Origin of the sequence: Streptomyces cynarae (genome assembly GCF_025642135.1) — a bacterium.
GTDB classification, from domain to species: domain Bacteria; phylum Actinomycetota; class Actinomycetes; order Streptomycetales; family Streptomycetaceae; genus Streptomyces; species Streptomyces cynarae.
On sequence record NZ_CP106793.1, the window covers coordinates 6,605,124 to 6,627,513 of the forward strand.

The 22,390-nt window shown below is 71.9% G+C and carries 15 protein-coding genes, 3 pseudogenes and 1 riboswitch; of the genes and pseudogenes, 13 read left to right on the forward strand and 5 right to left on the reverse strand.

The window, feature by feature from the left end:
- The first annotated feature begins 116 nt into the window (after nt 1–116).
- On the forward strand, nt 117–704 hold the full coding sequence (locus N8I84_RS30035) for a hypothetical protein (RefSeq protein WP_263232543.1): 588 nt from the start codon (nt 117–119) through the stop codon (nt 702–704).
- Between the two features lie 40 nt (nt 705–744).
- On the forward strand, nt 745–1,500 hold the full coding sequence (locus N8I84_RS30040) for a YcnI family protein (RefSeq protein ID WP_263232544.1): 756 nt from the start codon (nt 745–747) through the stop codon (nt 1,498–1,500).
- A gap of 21 nt (nt 1,501–1,521) precedes the next feature.
- Here the strand turns inward: N8I84_RS30040 and N8I84_RS30045 are convergent, their stop codons facing one another.
- The gene (locus tag N8I84_RS30045) at nt 1,522–2,625 is read right to left on the reverse strand and encodes a Nickel transporter NicT (RefSeq protein WP_263232545.1); all 1,104 of its coding nucleotides are present in this window, start codon (nt 2,623–2,625) and stop codon (nt 1,522–1,524) included.
- A gap of 28 nt (nt 2,626–2,653) precedes the next feature.
- Nucleotides 2,654–2,863, reverse strand: a riboswitch (cobalamin riboswitch).
- A gap of 91 nt (nt 2,864–2,954) precedes the next feature.
- Between N8I84_RS30045 and N8I84_RS30050 the strand changes: the two genes are divergently transcribed.
- On the forward strand, nt 2,955–3,302 hold the full coding sequence (locus N8I84_RS30050) for an ArsR/SmtB family transcription factor (protein ID WP_200418426.1): 348 nt from the start codon (nt 2,955–2,957) through the stop codon (nt 3,300–3,302).
- A 24-nt stretch (nt 3,303–3,326) separates the two neighbouring features.
- Here the strand turns inward: N8I84_RS30050 and N8I84_RS30055 are convergent, their stop codons facing one another.
- Entirely contained in the window at nt 3,327–5,069 is a 1,743-nt protein-coding gene (locus N8I84_RS30055) for a hypothetical protein (protein ID WP_390898962.1), read from the reverse strand.
- Between the two features lie 73 nt (nt 5,070–5,142).
- Nucleotides 5,143–9,161 (reverse strand): annotated as a pseudogene (locus N8I84_RS42850) (molybdopterin-dependent oxidoreductase).
- Between the two features lie 245 nt (nt 9,162–9,406).
- On the opposite strand from N8I84_RS42850, the gene N8I84_RS30075 reads away from it, so the two are divergent.
- The 4 genes and pseudogenes from N8I84_RS30075 (at nt 9,407) to N8I84_RS30090 (ending at nt 12,078) form a co-directional block, all read left to right on the forward strand.
- Complete coding sequence (locus tag N8I84_RS30075; protein WP_263232549.1) at nt 9,407–9,796, forward strand: cell division protein SepF; 390 nt, start codon at nt 9,407–9,409, stop codon at nt 9,794–9,796.
- Nucleotides 9,797–9,899: 103 nt separating this feature from the next.
- A pseudogene (locus N8I84_RS30080) lies at nt 9,900–11,077 on the forward strand (ATP-binding protein).
- Nucleotides 11,074–11,427 (forward strand): nucleotide pyrophosphohydrolase, encoded by a 354-nt coding sequence (locus N8I84_RS30085; RefSeq protein ID WP_200418422.1) that lies wholly within the window; start codon nt 11,074–11,076, stop codon nt 11,425–11,427. The pseudogene N8I84_RS30080 and the gene N8I84_RS30085 overlap by 4 nt, the downstream one beginning before the upstream one ends.
- A gap of 174 nt (nt 11,428–11,601) precedes the next feature.
- Complete coding sequence (locus N8I84_RS30090; RefSeq protein WP_263232550.1) at nt 11,602–12,078, forward strand: DUF6099 family protein; 477 nt, start codon at nt 11,602–11,604, stop codon at nt 12,076–12,078.
- A 44-nt stretch (nt 12,079–12,122) separates the two neighbouring features.
- On the opposite strand, the gene N8I84_RS30095 is transcribed toward N8I84_RS30090, so the two are convergent.
- Nucleotides 12,123–12,305, reverse strand: a complete 183-nt coding sequence (locus tag N8I84_RS30095; RefSeq protein ID WP_263232551.1) for a hypothetical protein — start codon at nt 12,303–12,305, stop codon at nt 12,123–12,125.
- Between the two features lie 211 nt (nt 12,306–12,516).
- Here N8I84_RS30095 and N8I84_RS30100 point away from each other — a divergent pair, with 211 nt between their 5' ends.
- The 6 genes and pseudogenes from N8I84_RS30100 to N8I84_RS30125 all read left to right on the forward strand — a co-directional run bounded on the left by N8I84_RS30100 (nt 12,517) and on the right by N8I84_RS30125 (nt 21,906).
- Nucleotides 12,517–13,440, forward strand: coding sequence for an LLM class F420-dependent oxidoreductase (locus N8I84_RS30100; protein WP_263232552.1), 924 nt, complete (start codon nt 12,517–12,519; stop codon nt 13,438–13,440).
- Between the two features lie 103 nt (nt 13,441–13,543).
- Nucleotides 13,544–15,073: a 3' terminal RNA ribose 2'-O-methyltransferase Hen1 gene (locus N8I84_RS30105; protein ID WP_263232553.1), complete on the forward strand. Its 1,530-nt coding sequence runs from the start codon at nt 13,544–13,546 to the stop codon at nt 15,071–15,073.
- Nucleotides 15,070–17,631 carry a polynucleotide kinase-phosphatase gene (locus N8I84_RS30110; protein ID WP_263232554.1) on the forward strand — a complete coding sequence of 854 codons (2,562 nt, stop codon included), beginning with the start codon at nt 15,070–15,072 and terminating at the stop codon, nt 17,629–17,631. The genes N8I84_RS30105 and N8I84_RS30110 overlap by 4 nt, the downstream gene beginning before the upstream one ends.
- Before the next feature lie 337 nt (nt 17,632–17,968).
- Nucleotides 17,969–19,198, forward strand: a complete 1,230-nt coding sequence (locus N8I84_RS30115; RefSeq protein ID WP_263232555.1) for an arginine deiminase — start codon at nt 17,969–17,971, stop codon at nt 19,196–19,198.
- Between the two features lie 95 nt (nt 19,199–19,293).
- Nucleotides 19,294–20,301, forward strand: a complete 1,008-nt coding sequence (gene argF / locus N8I84_RS30120) for an ornithine carbamoyltransferase (protein WP_263232556.1) — start codon at nt 19,294–19,296, stop codon at nt 20,299–20,301.
- A 151-nt stretch (nt 20,302–20,452) separates the two neighbouring features.
- Nucleotides 20,453–21,906 (forward strand): annotated as a pseudogene (locus N8I84_RS30125) (amino acid permease).
- Here the strand turns inward: N8I84_RS30125 and N8I84_RS30130 are convergent.
- Nucleotides 21,866–22,315, reverse strand: a complete 450-nt coding sequence (locus N8I84_RS30130) for an ATP-binding protein (RefSeq protein WP_263232557.1) — start codon at nt 22,313–22,315, stop codon at nt 21,866–21,868. The pseudogene N8I84_RS30125 and the gene N8I84_RS30130 overlap by 41 nt on opposite strands.
- Nucleotides 22,316–22,390 lie beyond the last annotated feature (75 nt).

The window sequence follows — 22,390 nt, forward strand, 5'->3', positions numbered from 1 at the left end:
CGCCACGATAGGCGCCCTCGCCACCCCCTCCACAACGCGCCCCACGCCGCCCCCGGCACGCCGGATCTGCGGAAACGGACATGATCGCGGGTGTCCGCATGGGAGGATCCCACCCCATGGACGTGTCCTGGACGGTGCGGAGCCTGCGCGCGGCGGTGTTCGCCGTCCTGTGCGTGCTGCTCGCCGTCGGCGGACACACGCTGGCCACCGGCGCGGTGCCGCCGGTGTGGGCGGACGCGGCGGGGTTCCTGCCCGTGTTCGCCGCCGGTGCGGCGCTCGCCGGGCGTGAGCGCTCGCTGCCCGGTATCGCCCTCGCGATGCTCCTCGTCCAGGGCGGGCTCCATCTGGCCTTCGACGCGGCCGAGCCGGCACAGATGCCGATGGGCATGCCGGGCATGGCGCACGGCATGCCCATGGCCGCCCCGCCGCACGCCATGACCTCGCACGCCGTCGTCGCGCACCTGGCCGCCGCCCTGCTGGCCTCCTGGTGCCTGCGGCGCGGCGAGGCCGCCCTGTGGTCGCTGCTGCGCAAGGCCGCCGCCTTCGTCCCGCGTCTCGCCGTCCGATGGCGTACGGCACCGCTGCCCGCGTACGTCAGGCCGCCGCGCCCGTACGCCCGCCGACGCCGGCTCCCCGGACAGGCGCTGCTCCGCCACGCCCTCCACCGGCGCGGCCCGCCCCCGGCGGTCCCGTACACCGTCTGAACCCCCCAAGACCCAGCACTAGTACGGAGCTTGCCCACCCATGTCCCCGATGCGTACCACCCTGCGCCGCGCCACCACCGTCGCCGCACTCGCCGCCGCCGGTGTCCTCACCGCGGCCGGCGCGGCCTTCGCCCATGTCACCGTCCACCCCGAGAGCTACGCGAAGGGCGCCACCGACGGTGTGCTGACCTTCCGGGTGCCCAACGAGGAGGACACCGCCGCGACCACCAAGGTGCAGGTCTTCCTGCCCACCGACCACCCGATCCTGGGCGTGCTGGTCAGTCCGCAGGACGGCTGGACGGCGCAGGTGACCACCACCAAGCTCAAGACCCCGGTCAAGACGGACGACGGCACCATCACCGACGCGGTCTCCCAGATCACCTGGACCGGCGGCCGCATCCGGCACGGCCAGTACCAGGACTTCAACGTCGCCTTCGGTCAACTTCCGGAGAACGCCGACCAGTTGACGTTCAAGACGCTGCAGACCTACTCCGACGGAAATGTCGTCCGCTGGATCGAGGAGGCCCAGAAGGGGCAGGACGAGCCGGAGAACCCGGCGCCGGTGCTCCAGCTGACCGCCAAGGGCACGGCGGAGGGCGCCGGTTCCACCGCGGCTCCCGCAGGCACCGAGGAGAAGCCGAGTGCCACCACGACGAAGGTCGCGGCCACCAGTGACTCCACCGCCCGCGGGCTCGGCATCGCCGGTCTGGTCGTCGGTGTCCTGGGCCTTGCCGCCGCGGTCTTCGCGATCGCCCGCGGCCGCAGCGGCGCCTCCGCTTCCTCCAGCGGCGAGTGACCGGCCACCGCCCCGCCGGCGTCAGTTGCCGTCGGCGGGGCGGGGAGCCCAGCGCTCCTCCACCTTGGCCAGCCGCCAGTACGTGAGGGCCGCCGCCCACACCACCAGGAACAGCCCCACGATGACGAAGCCCACGTTGTCGAGGTCGAGCCCGGCGATCCAGCCCGTCACCGCGTCCCGCAGGTCCAGCTTGTCGTGGAGCACTCCGACCAGCTCGATCGTGCCGATCAGGAAGGCCACCGCGATCGACAGCCCGGTGATGGTGAGGTTGTAGAACACCTTGCGCACCGGATTCGAAAAGGCCCACTGATACGCGAAGTTCATGAACGTGCCGTCGAGGGTGTCGAACAGGCTCATCCCGGCCGCGAACAGCAGCGGCAGGCACAGGATCGCGTACCAGGGCAGCCCGGCCGCCGCCCCGCTGCCCGCCATCACCATCAGAGTGACCTCGGTAGCGGTGTCGAAGCCCAGGCCGAACAGGAAGCCGAGCGGGAACATCTGCCCGGGGCGGCTGATGGACCGGGTGAAGCGGCCGAGGATCCGGTTCATGAAACCCCGGGAGTCCAGGTGGGTTTCCAGCTCCTTCTCGTCGTACGTCCCCGCCCGCATCGCCCGGAACACCCGCAGGATGCCCATCAGCGCCACCAGGTTGAGGGCCGCGATGAGATAGAGGAACGAGCCGGAGATCGTCGTGCCCAGCACGCCGAGCACCTGGTGCGTACGGGAGTTCTCGTTCATCAGGCGCCCGGCCAGCTGGGTGCCTCCGGCGATCAGCGCGGCGAGCACCACCACCACGCTGGAGTGCCCGAGCGCGAACCAGAACCCGACCGACACCGGACGCTTGCCGTCCGCCATCAGCTTGCGGGTGGTGTTGTCGATGGCCGCGATGTGGTCGGCGTCGAAGGCGTGCCGCATGCCCAGCGTGTACGCGGTGACACCGAGCCCGATGCCGAACGCCTTGGAGCCCATCTGGTAGTGCTCGGGCACCACCAGCAGGAACAGCACGCCGAACGCGGCCACGTGCAGGGCGGCGATCACCGCCAGCAGCCCGGCGGTCCGCAGGGTGTCCTCGCGTCGCCAACGGAAGGAGGCGGCCTCGGGCAGGGCAGGGTCGGTCAGGGTCATACGGTCAGGCTCCAGCACCTCGTGGATCACTTCGTGAGATGCCGTGGCCGGTCTCCTGGCTGACGGATCACCGCGCCCGCCCCTACCTTCCCGGCCGACGTGCAGCCAGTGGCGCCACCCGCTGGAGGCGGGCGGCACGGGACGGGAACTCCCCGATCACAGTGGCGAGGGCCGCTCCGGCCTGAGTCCCTGGGGACTTTCACCGGTCTTCCCGAACACCACGGCCCGGCCACCTTAGGGCCGGGGCGGCGACGCCTGCAAGGCTGCACAGTTGCGCAGGTATCCGTAGGTATCCAAGATCACACGGGGGCGCCTGGGAGAATGTGCGCATGCATCTCGTCCCCGCCGACCGCGCCGGCAGGCGCACCATCGACGGCCACCGGGTCTGCGAGGCCATCGAGGCCATCGGTGCCCCCGAGGCCGTACGCACCTGGGCCGACCGCTTCTCGCTGCTGGCCGACCCCGGCCGGCTCGCCCTGCTGCTGGCCCTGCACCGGGCCGGGCCGCTCGCCGTCTCCGACCTGGCGGTGGCGACGGGTATGAACGACCCGGCCGTCTCGCAGGCGCTGCGGCTGCTGCGGACGGCCGAGGTGGTGGCGGGTGAGAAGGAGGGGCGGATCGTCCGCTACCGGGTGATCGACCCCGTGGTGAACGAGCTGCTCAAGCAGGTGACCTGAGGACGGATCGGTTCCTCGGACGGCTCACTTCCCGTGCGAGGCCGGGTCCTTCTGCGGTGCCAGGTGGATGTCCTGGCTCGACAGCGTCAGCGGCGACTCGGTGAAGGCGCGCAGCCGGACACGGACGCCCTTCCCGGGGACGGTGAAGCCCTTGCCCGGCGCCTGGATCCGGTAAGTGGCGGTGGCGTGGGCGCCGACGGACGACGGACCCTGGAGCACCTTCCACCAGAGGCTCTCGCCGTGGCCGGTCGTCATCATGAAGTGGGGCTGGACGGCGGAGTCGCCGGTGTTGTTCACACGGACGGTGAGCGTCTTGACGGTCGCGGCCTTCCGGGTGGAGCCGACGGTCTGCATGCGCAACGGCGGTTGTCCGGTCGCCGCAAGCGTCGCGGCCACCAGGGCCGGTGCCACCAGGGCCCCGGCCAGCACCGTGCGGGCCGTCCGCCGGCCGTGCAGCAGCCGGGGCTGCCACGCGGTGGCGAACGCGGAGGGCGGCGCGGTGACCGCCGCAGCCAGCCACAGCGGCGTCATCATCAGGTAGTAGCCGTCCTGCGAACGGGTCGCCAGGAAGAACGCGCACCAGGGCAGCACGGTCGCTGCCGGACCCAGCCGGCGCACGAACAGCACGAACAGGGCCAGCAGACCCGCCGCCAGCAGCATGCTCGCGTGCGAGTACCAGGACAGGCGGTCGCTGCCGTCGGTGTAGTAGAGGGAGATGCCGACCAGGCCCTGGCCGTGGATGGTCGCACCCTGGGTGAACGGCAGCACGATGCCCTCGATCCAGGTGCGCGGCTCGGTCACGATGAAGTACCCGTTGATCAGCAGCCACGTTCCGGAGGCGATACCCACGATCCGCCCCACGGCGAGGGCCGCCTCGCGTGCCCCCAGCTCGCCGCGCCGCAGTGCGTAGACGCCGGCGAGCAGGAACGGGGTCAGGAACCACGGCAACTGCTGGCTGGCGCAGGCCGCGCCCAGGCATGCCGCCCGCAGCCAGTCGGCCGGGCCGCCCGTGCCCATCCGCGTCCAGCGCACCACCACCGGGATCAGGAACGCCAGCGCGAGGACCGCCGGGTAGCCGAGCCGGGCGTACATCGGGATCAGGCCGAAGCCCAGGCAGACCATGGTGGCCGCCGAGCGCCACGGCGTCGGCAGCATCTTCCACATGACGATCGCGCCGAGGACGATCGCGGTGGTGGGCACCAGGACCTCGGGCAGCGCGTCGTGGCCGATCGACAGCAGCGGCGCGGTGAGCATCGCGGTCAGAGGCGGATAGGCGTAGGTGTAGTCGTAACCGCCGTCCACGGTGGTGGTGTAGGCGACGGAGCTGTGGTGCCCGAACAGCCAGGGCCAGGCCTGCCCGTACACCGGGTTTCCGTGCAGCAGCTCGCGGGCGGCCTGGATCGTGAGGATCGACTCGTCGCTGTAGCCGTGCCGCATGCCGGTCGCGCAGTAGACCAGCGTGATCCCCGTCACCAGCACCACGAGATCCAGGCGCGCCAGCGAGCGGCTGCTCCGTACCACCAGCGTCAGTACGCCCGTCACCAGGATCGACACGTAACAGACCGAGATCACCGCGGCGATCAGCGGCTGATGGCCGGCGGCACTGTTCCACACGCCGCGCGTGCCGATGAACAGGCTGATGTTCGCGAGCAACGTGAGAACACGGTGCCACTGCGCGGGGACCCGGTCCGGTTCGTCCTCGTCGCGTGCCACCGGTGGGCGCACCCACCGGGTGCTCGTCGACGCCTTCACTTCTGCCAAGTGCACGCCAGGAACGTAGGTGGACAGCATGAACACCGAGCGCCCGGAGGTGAAGATTCCGGTGTGGCCCCGGTGGACGTCAGTAGACGTCCCGCACGTACCGCTTCTCCGCTGCCAGCTGCTTCACGTAAGCCGCCGCCTCCGCCTCGCTCAGGCCGCCGTGCAGGACGGCGATGTCCCGCAGCGCCTTGTCGACGTCCCTGGCCATGCGGGAGGCGTCCCCGCAGACGTAGAAGCGGGCGCCGTCCCGGAGCCAGTGCCACAGCTCGGGGCCGTGCTCGCGCATCCGGTCCTGGACGTAGACCTTGGCGCGCTGGTCGCGGGAGAAGGCGGTGTCGAGGCGCGTGAGCACGCCGTCCTCCCGCAGCTTCGTCAGCTCCTCCTCGTAGTAGAAATCGGTGGCGCGGTGCTGCTCGCCGAAGAACAGCCAGTTCGGCGCGGTGTGCCCGAGTTCGCGGCGTTCCTGGAGGAAACCGATGAAAGGGGCGACCCCGGTGCCGGGTCCGACCATCACCATCGGGGTCGAGCCGTCCGTCGGCGGCCGGAAGTGGGGCGAGCGCTGCACGAAGACCGGCACCGGCGCATCGGGCTCCGCGTCGGCGAGGAAGCCGCCGCACACCCCGGCGCGGGGCCGCCCGCGCAGACTCTCGTAGCGCACCACGGACACGGTCAGCGACACCCGGTGGGGGTCGACGAGCGGGCTGGAGGAGATCGAGTACAGCCGCGGCTGCAACCGCTTGAGCACTCCGGCCCATTCCTCGGCCGAGGCCCGCACCGCGTACTCGGCCGCCACGTCGACGGCCTGCCGGCCCCAGCACCAGCGCGCCAGGCCGTCCTTGTTGTCGGGGCGCAGCAGTTGCCGCAGCTCCCGGTCGTCCCGGGTGCGTTCGGCGACGAAGCGCAGCAGGTCGGGGGTGATCCGGGTGATGTCGAGATGCCTGAGCAGTGCTTCGGCGAAGGGTATTTCCCCGGCTCCCGCGACCTCGACGGCGGCGGCGCGGTCGATGCCCGTCACCTCCAGCCACTCCTCAACGAGCGCGGGGGAGTTGACCGGGCGCACACCGAGCGCGTCCCCGGTCTCGTACGTGAGGCCGGTCCCGCTGGTGTCGAAGGTGAACCGGCGCACCTCCTTGCCCGCTCCGGGCAGGCTGAGCAGCCGGTTGCCGACGAGGCGGGCGGTCGCCGGGGCGGGCTTGGCGGCTTCGGTTGCGCGGGGCCGCCGCCGGGGCGCCGCCGAGCGCCGTGAGGACCGACTCGAGCCAGGCGTCCGCGGACGGCTCGTAGTCGGGTTCGCAGTCGGTGCGCGGAGCCAGGCGCACCCCGCCCAGCTCCTGCATGCGCGCGTCCAGGCGGCGCCCGTGTCCGCAGAAGTCGTCGTACGACGAGTCGCCGAAGGCCAGCACGGCGAAGCGCACACCGTCCAGGCGCGGAGCCTCATGGCCGGAGAGGGCGTCCCAGAAGCCGGAGCCGTTGTCGGGCGCGTCGCCGTCGCCGAACGTGCTCGTGATCAGCAAAAGATCGGCACCATGCGGCAGTCGCCCGACGTCGGCCTCGTCCATGCCGACCAGGGTGGTCCGGTGTCCGGTCGCGGTGAGCCGCTGGGCGGTGGCCGTGGCGAACTCCTCCGCGTTCCCGGTCTGCGAGGCCCACAGCACGACGACCTCACGGCCGGCCGGCTCCCGGCCTTCGGGCGCGCTGCCGGCCCGGGAGTACATGCCGGCGAGGACGCCGTTGACCCACAGGGCGTGCTCCGGGCTGAAGGGCGCGTCCGGCGGCAGCACGGGCACCCCGGGGGCGCCGGAACCGAGGCCCGCGAGGAAGCCGGTGAGGTACTGGCGCTCCTGGGCGCTCAGGACCGGCGGAGGGGCGGGGGTGAGGCCGAAGGGGTCGGCGGCGGTCGGGGCGACGGGAACCGGGACCCGCGTGACCGCCGGGACGGGGCCGCCGAGGGCCGGCCGGCTCGGCGACCTTCGCCAGCGCCACCGCGCACACCTTGAACTCCGGCTGGAAGGAGACCGGGTCGAGCGCGTCATTTGTCACCGCGTTGACGCTCAGATATTCGCCGAACAGGTCGTTCCAGTGGAAGGGGGCGAAACAGCACCCCGGCCGCACCCGGTCCGTCACCACCGCGGGCAGCACGGCCCGCCCGCGCCGCGAGGCCACCTCCACCCGGTCGCCGTCCGAGATCCCGAGCGCGGCCGCGTCCTCGGGGTGCATCTCCACGAAGGGCCCCGGGTTGAGCTTGTTGAGCTTCTCGACCTTCCCCGTCTTGGTCAGCGTGTGCCACTGGTGCTGCACCCGCCCGGTGTTCAGCAGGAACGGGAAGTCGTCGTCCGGCAGTTCGGCGGGCGGCATGTGGGGGCGCGCGTGGAACACGGCCCGGCCGCTCGGAGTGGGAAACGTCAGCCCGCCGTCGACGTACCGGATCGGATTGCGCGACGGACCGTCCTCCCGGGCGGCCGGCCACTGCACGGGCCCGGTCCGCAGCCGGTCGTAGGTCACCCCGCGCAGGTCCCAACCCGTCTTCGGGTTCCAGGCGCGCTTGATCTCCTCGAAGACCTCCTCGGCGCTGTCGTAGGAGAAGCCCTCCGCGTACCCCATCTCGCGCGCGACCGCCGCGATCAGCCGCCAGTCGGCCATCGCCTCGCCCGGCGGGTCCAGCGCCGGCCGGGCGAGGGTCAGCCCGCGCTCGCTGTTGACGAGGACGCCCTCTGCCTCGGCCCACAGCGCGCCGGGAAGGACCACGTCGGCGTAGGCGTTGGTCTCGGTCTCGGCGAAGACGTCCTGGGCGACGACGAACTCGGCGGCCTCCAGGCCCTCGATGACCGTCTTCCGGTTGGCCACGGACGCCACGGGGTTGGTGCACATGATCCAGCAGGCCTTGATATCGCCGTCCGCCATCTTCTGGAACATCTCGACGGTCCCGCGCCCCACCCCGTCCGCACGCACCGTGCCCGGCTGGAGCCCCCACAGCTCCTCGACGAACGCCCGCTCCTCCTCCACGAGCACCGACCGCTGACCCGGCAGCCCCGGCCCCATGTAGCCCATCTCGCGGCCGCCCATGGCGTTGGGCTGCCCGGTCAGGGAGAACGGGCCGCTGCCCGGACGGCAGATCGCGCCGGTCGCGAGGTGCAGGTTGACGAGCGCGTTGGTGTTCCAGGTGCCGTGCGTGGACTGGTTGAGCCCCATGGTCCAGCAGCTCGTCCACTCCTTCGACTCGCCGATGAGCCGGGCCGCCCGGCGGATGTCCTCCTCGGCCAGGCCCGTGATCCCGGCGACCGCGGCGGGCGTGTAGTCGGCGAGGAAGGCGGGCATCGCCTCCCAGCCCTCGGTGTGCCGGGCGATGAAGCCCTCGTCCGTGTGCCCGTTCTCGTGCAGCAGGTGCAGCAGCCCGTTGAGCAGGGCGAGATCGGTGCCGGGCCGGATCTGCAGGAAGAGGTCCGCCTTCGCGGCGGTCGCGGTGCGCCGGGGGTCGACGACGATCAGCTTGGCGCCCGCCTTGACCCGGTCCATGAGACGCAGGAACAGGATCGGATGGCAGTCGGCCATGTTCGAGCCGATGACCAGGAAGACATCCGCCTCGTCCAGGTCGTCGTACGATCCCGGCGGCCCGTCGGCGCCCAGCGACAGCTTGTATCCGGCACCCGCGCTCGCCATGCACAACCGCGAGTTCGACTCGATCTGGTTGGTCCGTACGAAGCCCTTGGCCAGCTTGTTGGCGAGGTACTGCGCCTCCAGGCTCAGCTGGCCCGACACATAGAACGCGACGGCGTCCGGACCGTGCTCGTCGACGATCTCGCGGAGCCGGCGGGCGGTCTCGCGCACGGCCGCGTCCACGGGAGCGGGCACCGGCTCCGCGCCCCGGTCGTCGCGCACGAGCGCCGTGGTCAGCCGGCCGGGCGCGGCCAGCATGTCCGCGGTGGTGGCGCCCTTGGTGCACAGCCGGCCGCGGTTGGCCGGGTGCTCCTTGTCGCCGGACGCCTTGACGACACGGCGGCGGCCGTCGGGACCGGTCGCGACGTCGAGCACGATCCCGCAGCCGACGCCGCAGTACGAGCAGACGGTCCGTATCTGCTGCGTTCCGGGGCTCGTGGTCATGTCGACGACCGTACGAATTGCCCGTTACGCGGATGTCACGCGCCGCGATCTTGAGCCGTTACGCGCGCTGCACAGCGGGCACGGGGCCGGTGTGAGGCGACGCCGACGCGGACTGGAGGGGCGCCGTCGGGTCGGAGTGACGGAAGGGAGTGTCGCGGTCCGTGTCGCTGTTGGGCCGAACGGGTGACCATGCGCAACAATTGCCCGGTGCAGACGATGAGTGCGAGCCGACACGGGGAGGGCCGGTGAACAGCCACGATGTCACCGACGAACAGTGGGAAGGGCTCGCTCAGGTGGTTCCGCTGCGGGGCCGGGACGCCTGGCCGTCAGCGGTCGGCCACCGCGCGCTGCCCGAGGCGCAGACCGAGGCGCGCCGCCGCTTCGTCGTCCTGAGGGTCAATGTGTTCGCGGACGCCCGCGACGTCGCCGAGACCCTGATGGCGGGCGTGCCGGTCCTGCTCGACCTCACCGGTGCGGAGACGGACGTCGCCAAGCGGGTCCTGGACTTCAGCACGGGCGTCGTCTTCGGCCTGTCCAGCGGGATGCACCGGGTGGACCGCAACGTGTTCCTGCTGACGCCGCGGGGCACGGAAGTGCGGGGACTGATGGAGGAGGCAGGGGTCCCGGGGGTCTGAGCCGGGGTGTGAGTCCCCGACGGGCCCGACCGGTCGCTCGATCGTAGGAAGCCCGCGGGGCCGGAACGGTTCGCCGGTCGGCAGGAGACCTACGGTCCCGGATATGACCCTGTCACCTGCGCCACCCGTGCCCGCTGCCCCTGAGCAAGCCGCTGCCGCCGACCTGCGTCCGGACCGGCCGTGCGTCACCGAACTGCGCCTGTCCGCCTTCGCCGGGCATCGGCGGGCCGCCTTTCCACTGGGCCGGTTGACGCTGTTCACCGGGCCGAGCGGTTCGGGCAAGTCGCGCGCGTTGCAGGCGTACGGGGCTCTCGCGCGGCTCGGCGGCGGTGCGGAGCTGGCCGAGGTGTTCCCCGACCCGGTGGCCTGCGTCCCCGAGCGGGCGCGGCCCGACGCCCAGTGGCGGCGCGGCTTCCGGATCGGCTGCACGGCCGACGGCCCTCAGGGACCCGTCCGGCTCGACGTCGCCGTGCAGGCCGAGCCCGAACTGCGCATCGTCGGCGAACGGTTGACGTCCGGCGGTCTCGTACTGCTGGAGACCGCACTGCGCGACCCGAGCCGCCCGGTGGTGCAGGCGGCCTGGCACACCGCCGGCGCCTCCCCGGTCACCCGGGGGCCGCTCCCCGACGACCGTCTCGGCACCGCCCTGCTGCCGCTGCGCGTCGCGGGCAGGACCGACGGCCAGCGCAGGGTGCTCGCCGCCGCCGAGCAGATGGTGGTCGCCCTGCGCTCGGTCTTCGCCTGCGACCCCAGCCCCCGCCGGATGCGCGCCCCCGTCCCACTGGGCGCGGGCGGCTGCTGCCGGACTGCTCCAACCTCGCGGACGTCCTGTGGCGCACGCGCGCGGAGTGCGGCCGGCGGCACGCCCTGCTGACGGCGGCGGTCGCCGCCGGGTGCGCGGGGGAAGTCGTCGACCTGCTGGCGGAGCCGCTCGGCGACGGCACGGTCCGAGCGCTGCTCGACCGGGGCGACGGACGGCGCACCCCGCTGAAGCTGCTGGGCGACGGCGAACTGCGGTACGTGGCCCTGGCCCTCGTCCTGCTCACCGGCCCGGGCGTCCTGGAGGTCGACCCGGTGGGGGAGGTGCCGGCGGCACTGCAGACCCTCACGGTCCTGGCGGACGGCTTCGACCGCCGCATGGACCGGCTCCAGGCACGCGAACTGCTCCAGCTGGCGGCGCGGATGTGCGAGCGGGGCCACATCCGGCTGGTGGGCGCGGTGAGCGAGACGTCCCTGGCGGCGGGGGTGGACGGGGCGACGGTGGTAGACCTGAGCGCGTGACAGAGGAACCCGGGCAGCCCAAGGACCTGACCGTGGCGCGGCTGCAGCGCCGGCTCGCCGACTTCGCGGCCGCCCGCGCCTGGCAGCCGTACCACACCCCCAAGAACCTGGTGGCGGCGCTCAGCGTGGAGGCGTCCGAACTCGTCGAGATCTTCCAGTGGTTGACGCCGGAGGAGTCCGCGCGGGTCATGGAGGACCCCGACACGGCCCACCGGGTCACGGACGAGGTCGCGGACGTCCTGGCGTACCTGCTCCAGCTCTGCGAGGTACTGGGCATCGACGCGCTGGCGGCACTGGACGCGAAGATCGACCGCAACGAGGAGAGGTTTCCGGCGCCCGGGAAGGACTGACCGCAGGAGCTCGATCGTCACTCTCCGGAGTCGTTGAGTTGTCCACATCCCCCTTGTTGTCCACAGATTTCGTACCAGCTCTGGCTTTTCGGCCCGACTGCACTCACTCTGGGTAGTGGACACCGGAGTTCGGGCAGACGCGGGAACGTGCGTCGGACAGAGCGGGGGCAGGGCATGGATGCGGTGCGGCTCATCGTGGCGAGCAGGCGCGCCCTGGCGGGGAGCGAGGACGGGCTGAGGATCATGACGGAGGCGTGGCAGGCGTACGCCCTGGCACAGGCGATCGGCAGCCGCCTGGCGGTCTCGGGCCCACCCGAACTGCGCGGCGAGGCACTGGGGTTGACGGAGCTGGCGGGCAGGGGCTGCGGCGTGCTGGACACACCGCCCGTCGACATGGCCGATCTGCGCGCGGCCCAGCTCACCGAGCTGGGCGACGCCCGCAAGGCGCTTTTGGACCTCGGCTCCCTCCTCATGGAACTGGGCATGGCCCTCGTCGCGGTGGCGAGCGCGGCGGACGACGAGGGCACGTACTGGCAGTGCATGGAGGCGATAGACGCGGCGGACGAGTCGAGGGACCGGGTCAGGGAGATGCTGCGCAGACTGACGGCGAGAGACGGCGAGATACGGGAGCGGGACCGGGCGGCGGGCTGAGTGACGGCACCGTCCGCGCCGCGGCCCCGGCAGCGGTGCGGGGCTCAGCCCCGGTCGCCGTCGCCGGTCTTCGGCCCCCGCAGCTCTGCCCCCAGTTCCGTCAGGTCCGCGGTGAGCGCCGCCATCAGCCTCTCCATCCGCTCCAGCAGCCCCTCGGGCTGCCCGGAGGCAGCCTCGTGCGGCACCCCGCCGGGGGACGCGGCTTCCTGGGACATGTGCTGGGACATGAGACCTCCTCGGCCCTGACGCCCCCGGGCGCGGCCGCCGGCGACGGGTGCCGGGCGGTCCGGCTCCGCACCAGCAACGATCACCACCGGACACGGTCACCGATCATCCGTACATCGGCCCGTCGGATGGACGGATTTTCACCCGCTCGGGGCCGGAGGGCAGCGGCGGGAGAGTTCGGTCGACCGGTGATCGACCGTGCAGGATGGAGGTATGGATCTTCGCATCTTCACCGAGCCCCAGCAGGGCGCCACCTACGAGACCCTCCTCGCCGTCGCCAAGGCCACCGAGGACCTCGGCTTCGACGCCTTCTTCCGCTCCGACCACTATCTGAAGATGGGCAACGTGAACGGCCTCCCCGGCCCCACCGACGCCTGGATCACCTTGGCGGGCCTCGCCCGTGAGACCAAGCGCATCCGCCTCGGCACGCTGATGACCGCCGCCACCTTCCGGCTTCCCGGCGTCCTCGCCATCCAGGTCGCCCAGGTCGACCAGATGTCCGGCGGACGCGTCGAACTGGGCCTGGGCGCGGGCTGGTTCGAGGAGGAGCACAGGGCGTACGGGATCCCGTTCCCGACCGAGAAGTTCGCCCGCCTCGAGGAGCAGCTGGAGATCGTCACCGGGCTGTGGGCGACCAAGACCGGCGAGACCTTCGACTTCCACGGAAAGTACTACGACCTGACCGACTCGCCCGCCCTGCCCAAGCCCGCCCAGGACAGGATCCCGGTGCTCATCGGGGGCCACGGCGCCACCCGCACCCCGCGGCTCGCCGCCCGGTACGCCGACGAGTTCAACATCCCGTTCGGGTCGATCGAGGACAGCGAGCGCCAGTTCGGCCGGGTCCGGGCCGCCGCAGAGGAGGCCGGACGGCACCCGGACGCCCTGACGTACTCCACGGCGCTCGTGGTCTGCGTCGGCAAGGACGACCAGGAGGTGGCGCGTCGTGCCGCCGCGATCGGCCGCGAGGTCGACGAGCTGAAGGCCAACGGGCTGGCGGGCACCCCGGCCGAGGTCGTCGACAAGATCGGCCGGTACGCGGAGATCGGCGCCCGGCGCGCCTACCTCCAGATCCTCGACCTGGACGACCTGGACCACCTGGAGCTGATCTCCTCCCGGGTCCAGTCCCAGGTGAAGTAGCCCGGAAGGGCCCCGGAGACGTGTGCGCCCCGCCCCTCGGGGTGGGGCGGCACGGTTCGAAATCCGGTGGTCCCCGGTGCCCCGGGACCGGGAGACTCGGGGCATGTTCCTGACCATCGGCACTACCGGCACGCCCGAACGCCCCGCGACCGACCTCGGCTTCCTGCTGCACAAGCACCCCGACACCGCGCAGGCGTTCTCGACCTCCTACGGCACGGCGCACGTCCTCTACCCCGAGGCGGACGCCGAGCGCTGCACGGCCGCGCTGCTGCTGGAGGTCGACGCGGTGGCGCTGGTGCGCAGGGGCAAGGGCAAGGGCCGCGGTGGCGCGCCCGACGCGGCGCTCGCGCAGTACGTCAACGACCGCCCCTACGCGGCGTCCTCCCTGCTCGCCGTGGCGCTGAGCAATGTGTTCTCCACCGCGATGAGGGGCGTGTGCAAGGCCCTGCCGGGGCGCGCCGAGCAGCCGCTGCCGTTGCGCATCGAGATACCCGCGCTGCCGGCCCGCGGCGGACCGGCTCTCGTGGTGCGGCTGTTCGAGCCCCTGGGATGGGCGGTCACCGCCGAACCGGTCGCGCTGGACGCCGAGTTCCCGGAGTGGGGCGACTCCCGCTATGTGCGTCTCGTTCTGGAGTCCGACACCCTGACCCTGGCGCAGGCCCTGCGCCACCTGTACGTGCTGCTGCCCGTCCTCGACGACGCCAAGCACTACTGGGTCTCCTCCGAGGAGGTCGACAAGCTGCTGCGGGCCGGTGAGGGCTGGCTGCCCGACCACCCGGAGCAGAAGTTGATCACCAGCCGCTACCTGGCGCGCCGCTGGTCGCTGACCCGGCAGGCGATGGAGCGGCTGGAGCTGGTGCGGCTCGCGGAGACGGACGACAGCGAGGTGGAGGAGATCGACAACGCGGTCCTGGAGGCCGAGGCCGCGGTCGAGGAGGCCGGCGACGCGGTCGCGGAGGAGACCGGGACGGAGGAGAAGCCGGTCCCGCTCGCCGTGCAGCGCAGGGAGGCCATCGTCGCGGCGCTGACGGAGTCCGCCGCCGCCCGGGTCCTGGACCTCGGCTGCGGGCAGGGCCAGTTGGTGCAGGCACTGCTGAAGGACGCACGGTTCACCGAGATCGTCGGTGTCGACGTGTCGATACGCGCGCTCACCATCGCCTCCCGGCGGCTGAAACTGGACCGCATGGGGGAGCGGCAGGCGTCCCGCGTCAGGCTCTTCCAGAGTTCGCTGGCGTACACCGACCGCCGGCTCAAGGGGTACGACGCCGCCGTGCTGAGCGAGGTGATCGAGCACGTCGACCTGCCCCGGCTGTCCGCCCTGGAGTACGCGGTGTTCGGCGCGGCCCGCCCGCGCACGGTCCTCGTGACGACGCCGAACGTCGAGTACAACGTGCGCTGGGAGAGCCTGCCGGCCGGCCACGTACGGCACGGGGACCACCGCTTCGAGTGGACGCGGAAGGAGTTCCGCGCCTGGGCGGGCCGGGTCGCCGAGCGGCACGGATACACCGTCGAGTTCCGGCCCGTGGGCCCCGACGACCCCGAGGTGGGACCGCCGACGCAGATGGCCGTGTTCACCCTGCCCACCACGACCACCGCCACCACGACCACCGCGAAGGAGGGGAAGGCAGCATGACCGAGACCGAGACCGAGACCGTGACCGAGACCGAGGGGCGCACCCTGCCCGTCACCGACCTCTCCCTCGTGGTGCTGATCGGCGCTTCCGGATCGGGCAAGTCGACCTTCGCCCGCAGGCACTTCAAGCCGACGGAGGTCATCTCCTCCGACTTCTGCCGCGGCCTGGTGGCCGACGACGAGAACGACCAGAGCGCCAGCCGGGACGCCTTCGACGTCCTGCACTACATCGCCGGCAAGCGCCTCGCGGCCGGCCGTCGCACCGTCGTGGACGCGACGAGCGTGCAGCAGGACGCCCGCCGCCAGCTGATCGACCTGGCCAAGCAGTACGACGTGCTGCCCATCGCGATCGTGCTGGACGTGCCGGAGGAGGTGTGCGCCGAGCGCAACGCGGCCCGCACCGACCGGGCGGACATGCCCCGCCGGGTCATCCAGCGCCACACCCGCGAACTGCGCCGTTCGCTCAGGCACCTGGAGCGTGAGGGCTTCCGCAAGGTGCACGTCCTGCGGGGCGTGGAGGAGGTCGAGAACGCGACCGTCGTCACCGAGAAGCGCTTCAACGACCTGACCCACCTCACCGGCCCCTTCGACATCATCGGCGACGTGCACGGCTGCTCCTCGGAACTGGAGGCGCTGCTCGGCAGGCTGGGCTACGTCGACGGCGTGCACCCCGAGGGCCGTACGGCGGTCTTCGTCGGCGACCTCGTGGACCGCGGTCCGGACAGCCCGGGCGTGCTGCGCCGCGTGATGTCGATGGTGAAGTCGGGCGACGCGCTGTGCGTGCCGGGCAACCACGAGAACAAGTACGGGCGGTACCTCAAGGGCCGCAACGTCCAGCACACGCACGGACTCGCCGAGACCGTCGCGCAGATGGAGGACGAGAGCGAGGAGTTCAAGCAGCAGGTACGGGAGTTCATCGACGGACTGGTCAGCCACTACGTCCTCGACGGCGGCAGGCTGGTCGTCTGCCACGCCGGCCTGCCCGAGAAGTACCACGGCCGCACTTCCGGCCGGGTCCGCTCGCACGCGCTGTACGGCGACACGACGGGGGAGACGGACGAGTTCGGGCTGCCGGTGCGCTACCCGTGGGCGGAGGACTACCGGGGCCGGGCGGCAGTGGTGTACGGCCACACACCCGTCCCGCAGGCCACCTGGTTGAACAACACCATCTGCCTGGACACCGGCGCGGTGTTCGGCGGCAGGCTGACCGCGCTGCGCTGGCCTGAGCGGGAGCTGGTCGACGTACCGGCGGAGCGGGTCTGGTACGAGCCGGCCCGGCCGCTGGCCACCGAGGCGCCCGGCGGCCACGAGGGCCGTCCGCTGGACCTGGCGGACGTGCACGGCCGCCGGGTGGTGGAGACCCGGCACGCGGGCCGGGTCTCGGTCCGCGAGGAGAACGCGGCGGCGGCCCTGGAGGTCATGAGCCGCTTCGCGGTGGACCCGCGCCTGCTGCCGTACCTGCCGCCGACCATGGCGCCCACGGCCACTTCGCGTGTCGAGGGTTACCTGGAGCACCCGGAGGAGGCCTTCGCGCAGTACTGGGAGGACGGGGTCGCACGGGTCGTGTGCGAGGAGAAGCACATGGGGTCGCGGGCGGTGGCCCTGGTGTGCCGGGACGCGGAGGCGGCGGGCAGGCGCTTCGGTGTCGCCGGCCCGACGGGTTCGCTCTACACGCGCACGGGCCGCCCGTTCTTCGACGACGAGTCGGTGACGGAGCGGATCCTCGGCCGGCTGCGCACGGCGATCGGCGCCGCGGGCCTGTGGGAGGAGCTCGGGACGGACTGGCTGCTGCTGGACGCGGAGCTGATGCCGTGGTCGCTGAAGGCGTCGGGGCTGCTGCGCGGTCAGTACGCGGCGGTGGGCGCCGCGTCCGGTGCCGCGTTCCCGGGCGCGCTGGCCGCGCTGGAGGGCGCGGCGGCCCGGGGCGTCGACGTCGCCGGCCTGCTGGCCCGCCAGCGCGAACGTGCTGCCGACGCGGCGGCCTTCACGGCGGCCTACCGCCGCTACTGCTGGTCGACGGACGGTCTGGAAGGCGTCCGCCTGGCCCCGTTCCAGCTGCTGGCGGTGCAGGGCCGCAGTCTCGCGGCCGTGCCGCACGACGAGCAGTTGGCGCTGATCGACCGCCTGGTCGAGCACGACGGAACGGGCCTGCTGCAGACGACCCGTCGTCTGTACGTCGACACCGGCGACCCGGAGTCGGTGCGGGCGGGGGTCGACTGGTGGCTGGAGATGACGGGCCGGGGCGGCGAGGGCATGGTCGTCAAGCCCGTTCAGGCGCTGGTCCGCAGCACGGCCGGCCGCCTGGTGCAGCCGGGCGTCAAGTGCCGTGGCCGCGAGTACCTCCGGATCATCTACGGCCCGGAGTACACGCGCCCGGACAACCTCGCCCGGCTCCGCCAGAGGTTCCTGAACCACAAGCGCTCCCTGGCGATCCGCGAGTACGCCCTGGGTCTCGAGGCCCTGGACCGCCTGGCGGAGGGCGAGCCGCTGTGGCGGGTGCACGAGGCGGTGTTCGCGGTGCTGGCCCTGGAGTCGGAGCCGGTGGACCCCCGCCTGTGAGACGCGACCGTCGCCGGCAAGGGGCGACCGGGGCCGGGGCACCGGCCCCGGCCCCGTGCCGCGAGGCCCCGGACCAGCCGCCCCGAGGCGGTGTCGGCCGGAATCGGTGTCGGTCCGAGGCGGTGTCGGCCCTGATCAGGTATCGGTCCGAGGCGGTGTCGGTCGGAGGCGGTGTCGGCCCTGATCGGGTATTGCCGCGGCCGGCCGCGGTGAGGGCGTCCGCGGCGGCGAGGTCCGAGGCGGTGTCGGTCGGAATCGGGTATCGCTCCGAAGCGGTATCGGTCCGATTCGGTGCGAACGAGGGGTGAACGCGTGCCCGAATGGTCAGGATGGAGGCATGGGATTCCACGTCGATTCCGAGGCCGGGCGGCTGCGGCGCGTCATTCTGCACCGGCCCGATCTCGAGCTCAAAAGGCTCACCCCGAGCAACAAGGACGCGCTCCTCTTCGACGACGTGCTGTGGGTACGGCGGGCGCGCGCGGAGCACGACGGGTTCGCCGACGTGCTGCGCGACCGCGGGGTGACCGTGCATCTCTTCGGTGACCTGCTCACCGAGGCCCTCGACATCCCGGCGGCCCGGTCCCTGGTCCTGGACCGCGTCTTCGACGAGAAGGAGTACGGTCCGCTCGCCACCGACCACCTCCGCGCCACCTTCGACGCCCTGCCCTCCGCGGAACTCGCCGAGGCCCTCGTCGGCGGCATGACCAAGCGGGAGTTCCTCGACGCGCATCCGGAGCCGACCTCCGTGCGGTTCCACGTGATGGAACTCGACGACTTCCTCCTGTGGCCCCTCCCCAGTCACCTGTTCACACGCGACACCTCCGCCTGGATTTACGACGGGGTCTCCATCAACGCCATGCGCTGGCCCGCGCGTCAGCGCGAGACCGTGCACTTCGAGGCGATCTACCGGCACCACCCGCTGTTCCGTGACGAGGACTTCCACCTCTGGTCCGAGGGCCAGTCCGACTACCCGTCCACCATCGAGGGCGGCGATGTGCTCGTCATCGGCAACGGCGCGGTGCTCATCGGCATGAGCGAACGCACCACGCCCCAGGCCGTCGAGATGCTCGCGACCAAGCTCTTCGCCGCCGGGTCGGCCCGGACCATCGTCGCGCTCGACATGCCGAAGAGCCGCGCCTTCATGCACCTCGACACGGTGATGACCATGGTCGACGGCGACACGTTCACCCAGTACGCGGGGCTCGGCATGCTCCGCTCCTACACGATCGAGCCCGGCGCCGGGGACAAGGAGCTGAAGGTCACCGATCATCCGCCGGAGCACATGCACCGGGCGATCGCCGCCGCGCTGGGGCTCAGCGAGATCCGGGTGCTGACCGCCACGCAGGACGTGCACGCGGCCGAGCGGGAGCAGTGGGACGACGGGTGCAACGTCCTGGCGGTGGAGCCGGGGGTCGTCATCGCCTATGAGCGGAACTCCACCACCAACACGCATCTGCGCAAGCGGGGGATCGAAGTGATCGAGATCCCGGGGAGTGAGCTGGGGAGGGGACGGGGTGGCCCTCGGTGCATGAGCTGCCCGGTGGAGAGGGACCGCGTGGGTGCGTGAAAGAACCAGACTCCGTATAGAAATGTGGGGCGTCGTATAGACTTCCATTCGTTCCCGTGTTCGTCCCTGTCCCCTCGTATTTCTGGAGCGCCCCCATGGCGACAGTCCCGACCGCCCTCGCCGGACGCCACTTCCTCAAGGAGCTGGACTTCAGCGCCGAGGAGTTCCGTGGTCTGATCGAGCTGGCCGCCGAGCTGAAGGCGGCCAAGAAGGCCGGGACCGAGACGCGGTACCTGACGGGGAAGAACATCGCGCTCGTCTTCGAGAAGACCTCGACGCGCACGCGCTGCGCGTTCGAGGTGGCCGCCGCCGACCAGGGCGCCCACACCACCTACCTGGACCCCGCGGGCTCCCAGATCGGGCACAAGGAGTCCGTCAAGGACACCGCACGCGTCCTCGGCCGGATGTTCGACGCCATCGAGTACCGCGGGCACGGTCAGGACATCGTCGAGGAGCTGGCCGCGCATGCCGGGGTCCCCGTCTACAACGGCCTCACCGACGAGTGGCACCCCACCCAGATGCTCGCCGACGTGCTCACCATGACCGAGCACTGCGACAAGCCGCTGACGGAGATCGCCTACGCCTACCTGGGCGACGCCCGCAACAACATGGGCAACTCCTATCTGGTCACCGGCGCCCTGCTCGGGATGGACGTCCGCATCGTCGGCCCCCGGGTGCTGTGGCCGGAGCAGGCCGTCGTCGAGGCGGCCCAGCGGCTCGCCGAGGACTCCGGCGCCCGGATCACGCTCACCGAGGACGTGAAGGAGGGCGTGCGCGGCGCCGACTTCGTCGCCACCGACGTGTGGGTGTCGATGGGTGAGCCCAAGGAGGTGTGGGACGAGCGCATCGAGCTGCTCGGCGCGTACGCGGTGACCATGGACGTGCTGCGGGCCACCGGCAACGACGAGGTGAGGTTCCTGCACTGCCTGCCGGCCTTCCACGACCTCGGCACCGCCGTCGGCCGCGAGATCCACGAGCGGCACGGCCTCACCGAGCTGGAGGTCACCGACGAGGTCTTCGAGTCCGGGCACTCCGTCGTCTTCGACGAGGCGGAGAACCGGATGCACACCATCAAGGCGGTCCTCGTCGCGACCCTCGCCTGACCGGATCCTTCGCCTGACCGGCTGCGACGACGGCCACAGCGCAAGCCCCGCACCCTCCCGTACGATCTCCGGCGGGCCCGGAACCACCCCTTCCGTGCCCGTCGAGCGGCCCACCCGGTCGCGCCCCACCACTGAAAAGAGCACCACCCGTATGCCCGGCAGTCCTGCCAACCCGTTCCGCATCAAGTCCCCCCAGCTGCTCGTCGCCGAGGCCGGTACCGATCTCGCCGGGCACGGCCTCAAGCGCCACATGGGTCTGTTCCAGCTCGTCTGCTTCGGCATCGGCGCGATCGTCGGCACCGGCATCTTCGTCGGACTGTCCGACTCGGTCGCCCAGGCCGGGCCCGGCGTCGTCGTCTCCTTTGTGCTCGCCGCGCTGACCTGCGTGTTCACCGCGTTCGCCTTCGCCGAGCTGGGCGGCGCCATTCCGGTCTCCGGGTCGTCGTACTCCTTCGCCTACGCCGGGCTCGGCGAGGGGACGGCCTTCCTCGTCGGCTGGTGCCTGCTCCTTGAGTACGGCGTGTCCGTGTCGGCCGTCGCGGTCGGCTGGAGCCAGTACGTCAACGAGCTGCTGCACAGTCTCACCGGGTGGGAGCTGCCCGCCGCGCTCTCCGCCGGGCCGGGCGACGGCGGGATCGTCAATCTGCCGGCCGTGATCGTCATCGCCCTGGCCTGCGTCCTCCTCGTGCGCGGCGTGCGCGAGAGCGCACGGGCCACCGCCGCCATGGCCGTCCTCAAGCTCGCGATCCTGGTCGTCTTCTGCGCCATCGGGTTCACCGCCTTCAAGCACGGCAACCTGACCCCGTTCGCGCCGGCCGGTCTCGGCGGCATCGGCGCGGGCACCACGGCCGCCTTCTTCTCGTACATCGGCTTCGACGCGATCACCACCGCCGGTGAGGAGGCCCGGAACCCGCGGCGCGACATTCCCGTCGCGATCCTGGTCTGCATCGGACTGGTCACCCTGCTGTACTGCGCGGTCGCGCTCGCCGCGATCGGCGCCATCGGCGGGCCCGCGGTCGGCGGCCGCCCGCCGCGCTGTCGTCCGTCGTCAACCAGGTCACCGGCTCCACGGTCGGCGGCGGTGTCATCGCATTCGGCGCGGTCGTCGCCATCGCCTCGGTCGTGCTCGCCGTGATGTACGGCCAGACCCGCATCCTCATGTCCATGGCGCGCGACGGACTCATCCCGCGCATCTTCGAACGGGTCTCGCCGAGGACCTCGACGCCGGTCGGCGGCACCCTGATCGTCGCGATCGTCTTCGCGATCCCGGCGGCCTTCGCCTCGCTGGACGCGGCGGTCAACCTGTGCACCATCGGCACGCTCGCCACGATGGCGGTGGTCAACGTGGCCGTGATCGCGCTGCGCCGCCGTGAACCGGGCCTCGCCCGCAGCTTCCGCGTACCGCTCTACCCGGTGATGCCGCTGCTCGGCGTCGGCTTCTGCCTGTATCTGATGTACGAGACGGGCTGGGCGACCTGGGCGCAGTTCGCGGTGTTCCTCGCGGTCGGGTCCCTCGTGTACGCGCTCTACGGGCGCCGGCACTCCCGGCTCACGGCCGGGGCCGTCACAGCGGACGCCGCTGAGCGGGAACCACAGGCAGTCTGAACCACACCGCCTTGCCGGACTCGGTGGGGCGGTGCCCGCAGGACGAGCTGAGCGCGCGGATCAGGAGCAGCCCCCGGCCGTGCTCCTGCCAGGGGTCGGGGGCCACCGGGAGCGGGTGGGTGAGGTGACCGGGCGGCGCCGGGTCCGGGTCGTGCACCTCCACCGTGCAGCCGGTCGGCAGCAGCTCCACGACCAGCTCGATCGGCCCTTCCCCCGCGGTGTGCTCCACGGCGTTCGCGACCAGTTCCGCGGTCAGCAGCTCCGCGGTGTCGCTGTCGGCCGCGTGCTCCAGCTCCGCCAGCGCCGTACGGACCAGCGCGCGGGCGACGGGCACGGCGGCGGTGGTGTGCGGCAGGGCGATGCGCCAGGAGGCGAGTGCGGGGGATTGGTACAAGGCGGGTCCGTTCATGGCGCAGGCGGTCCTGCTTTCAACAAAGGGCATCGTACGGCGCGCCCCCTGCGGGGCGGTCGGCGGGTTTCGCCG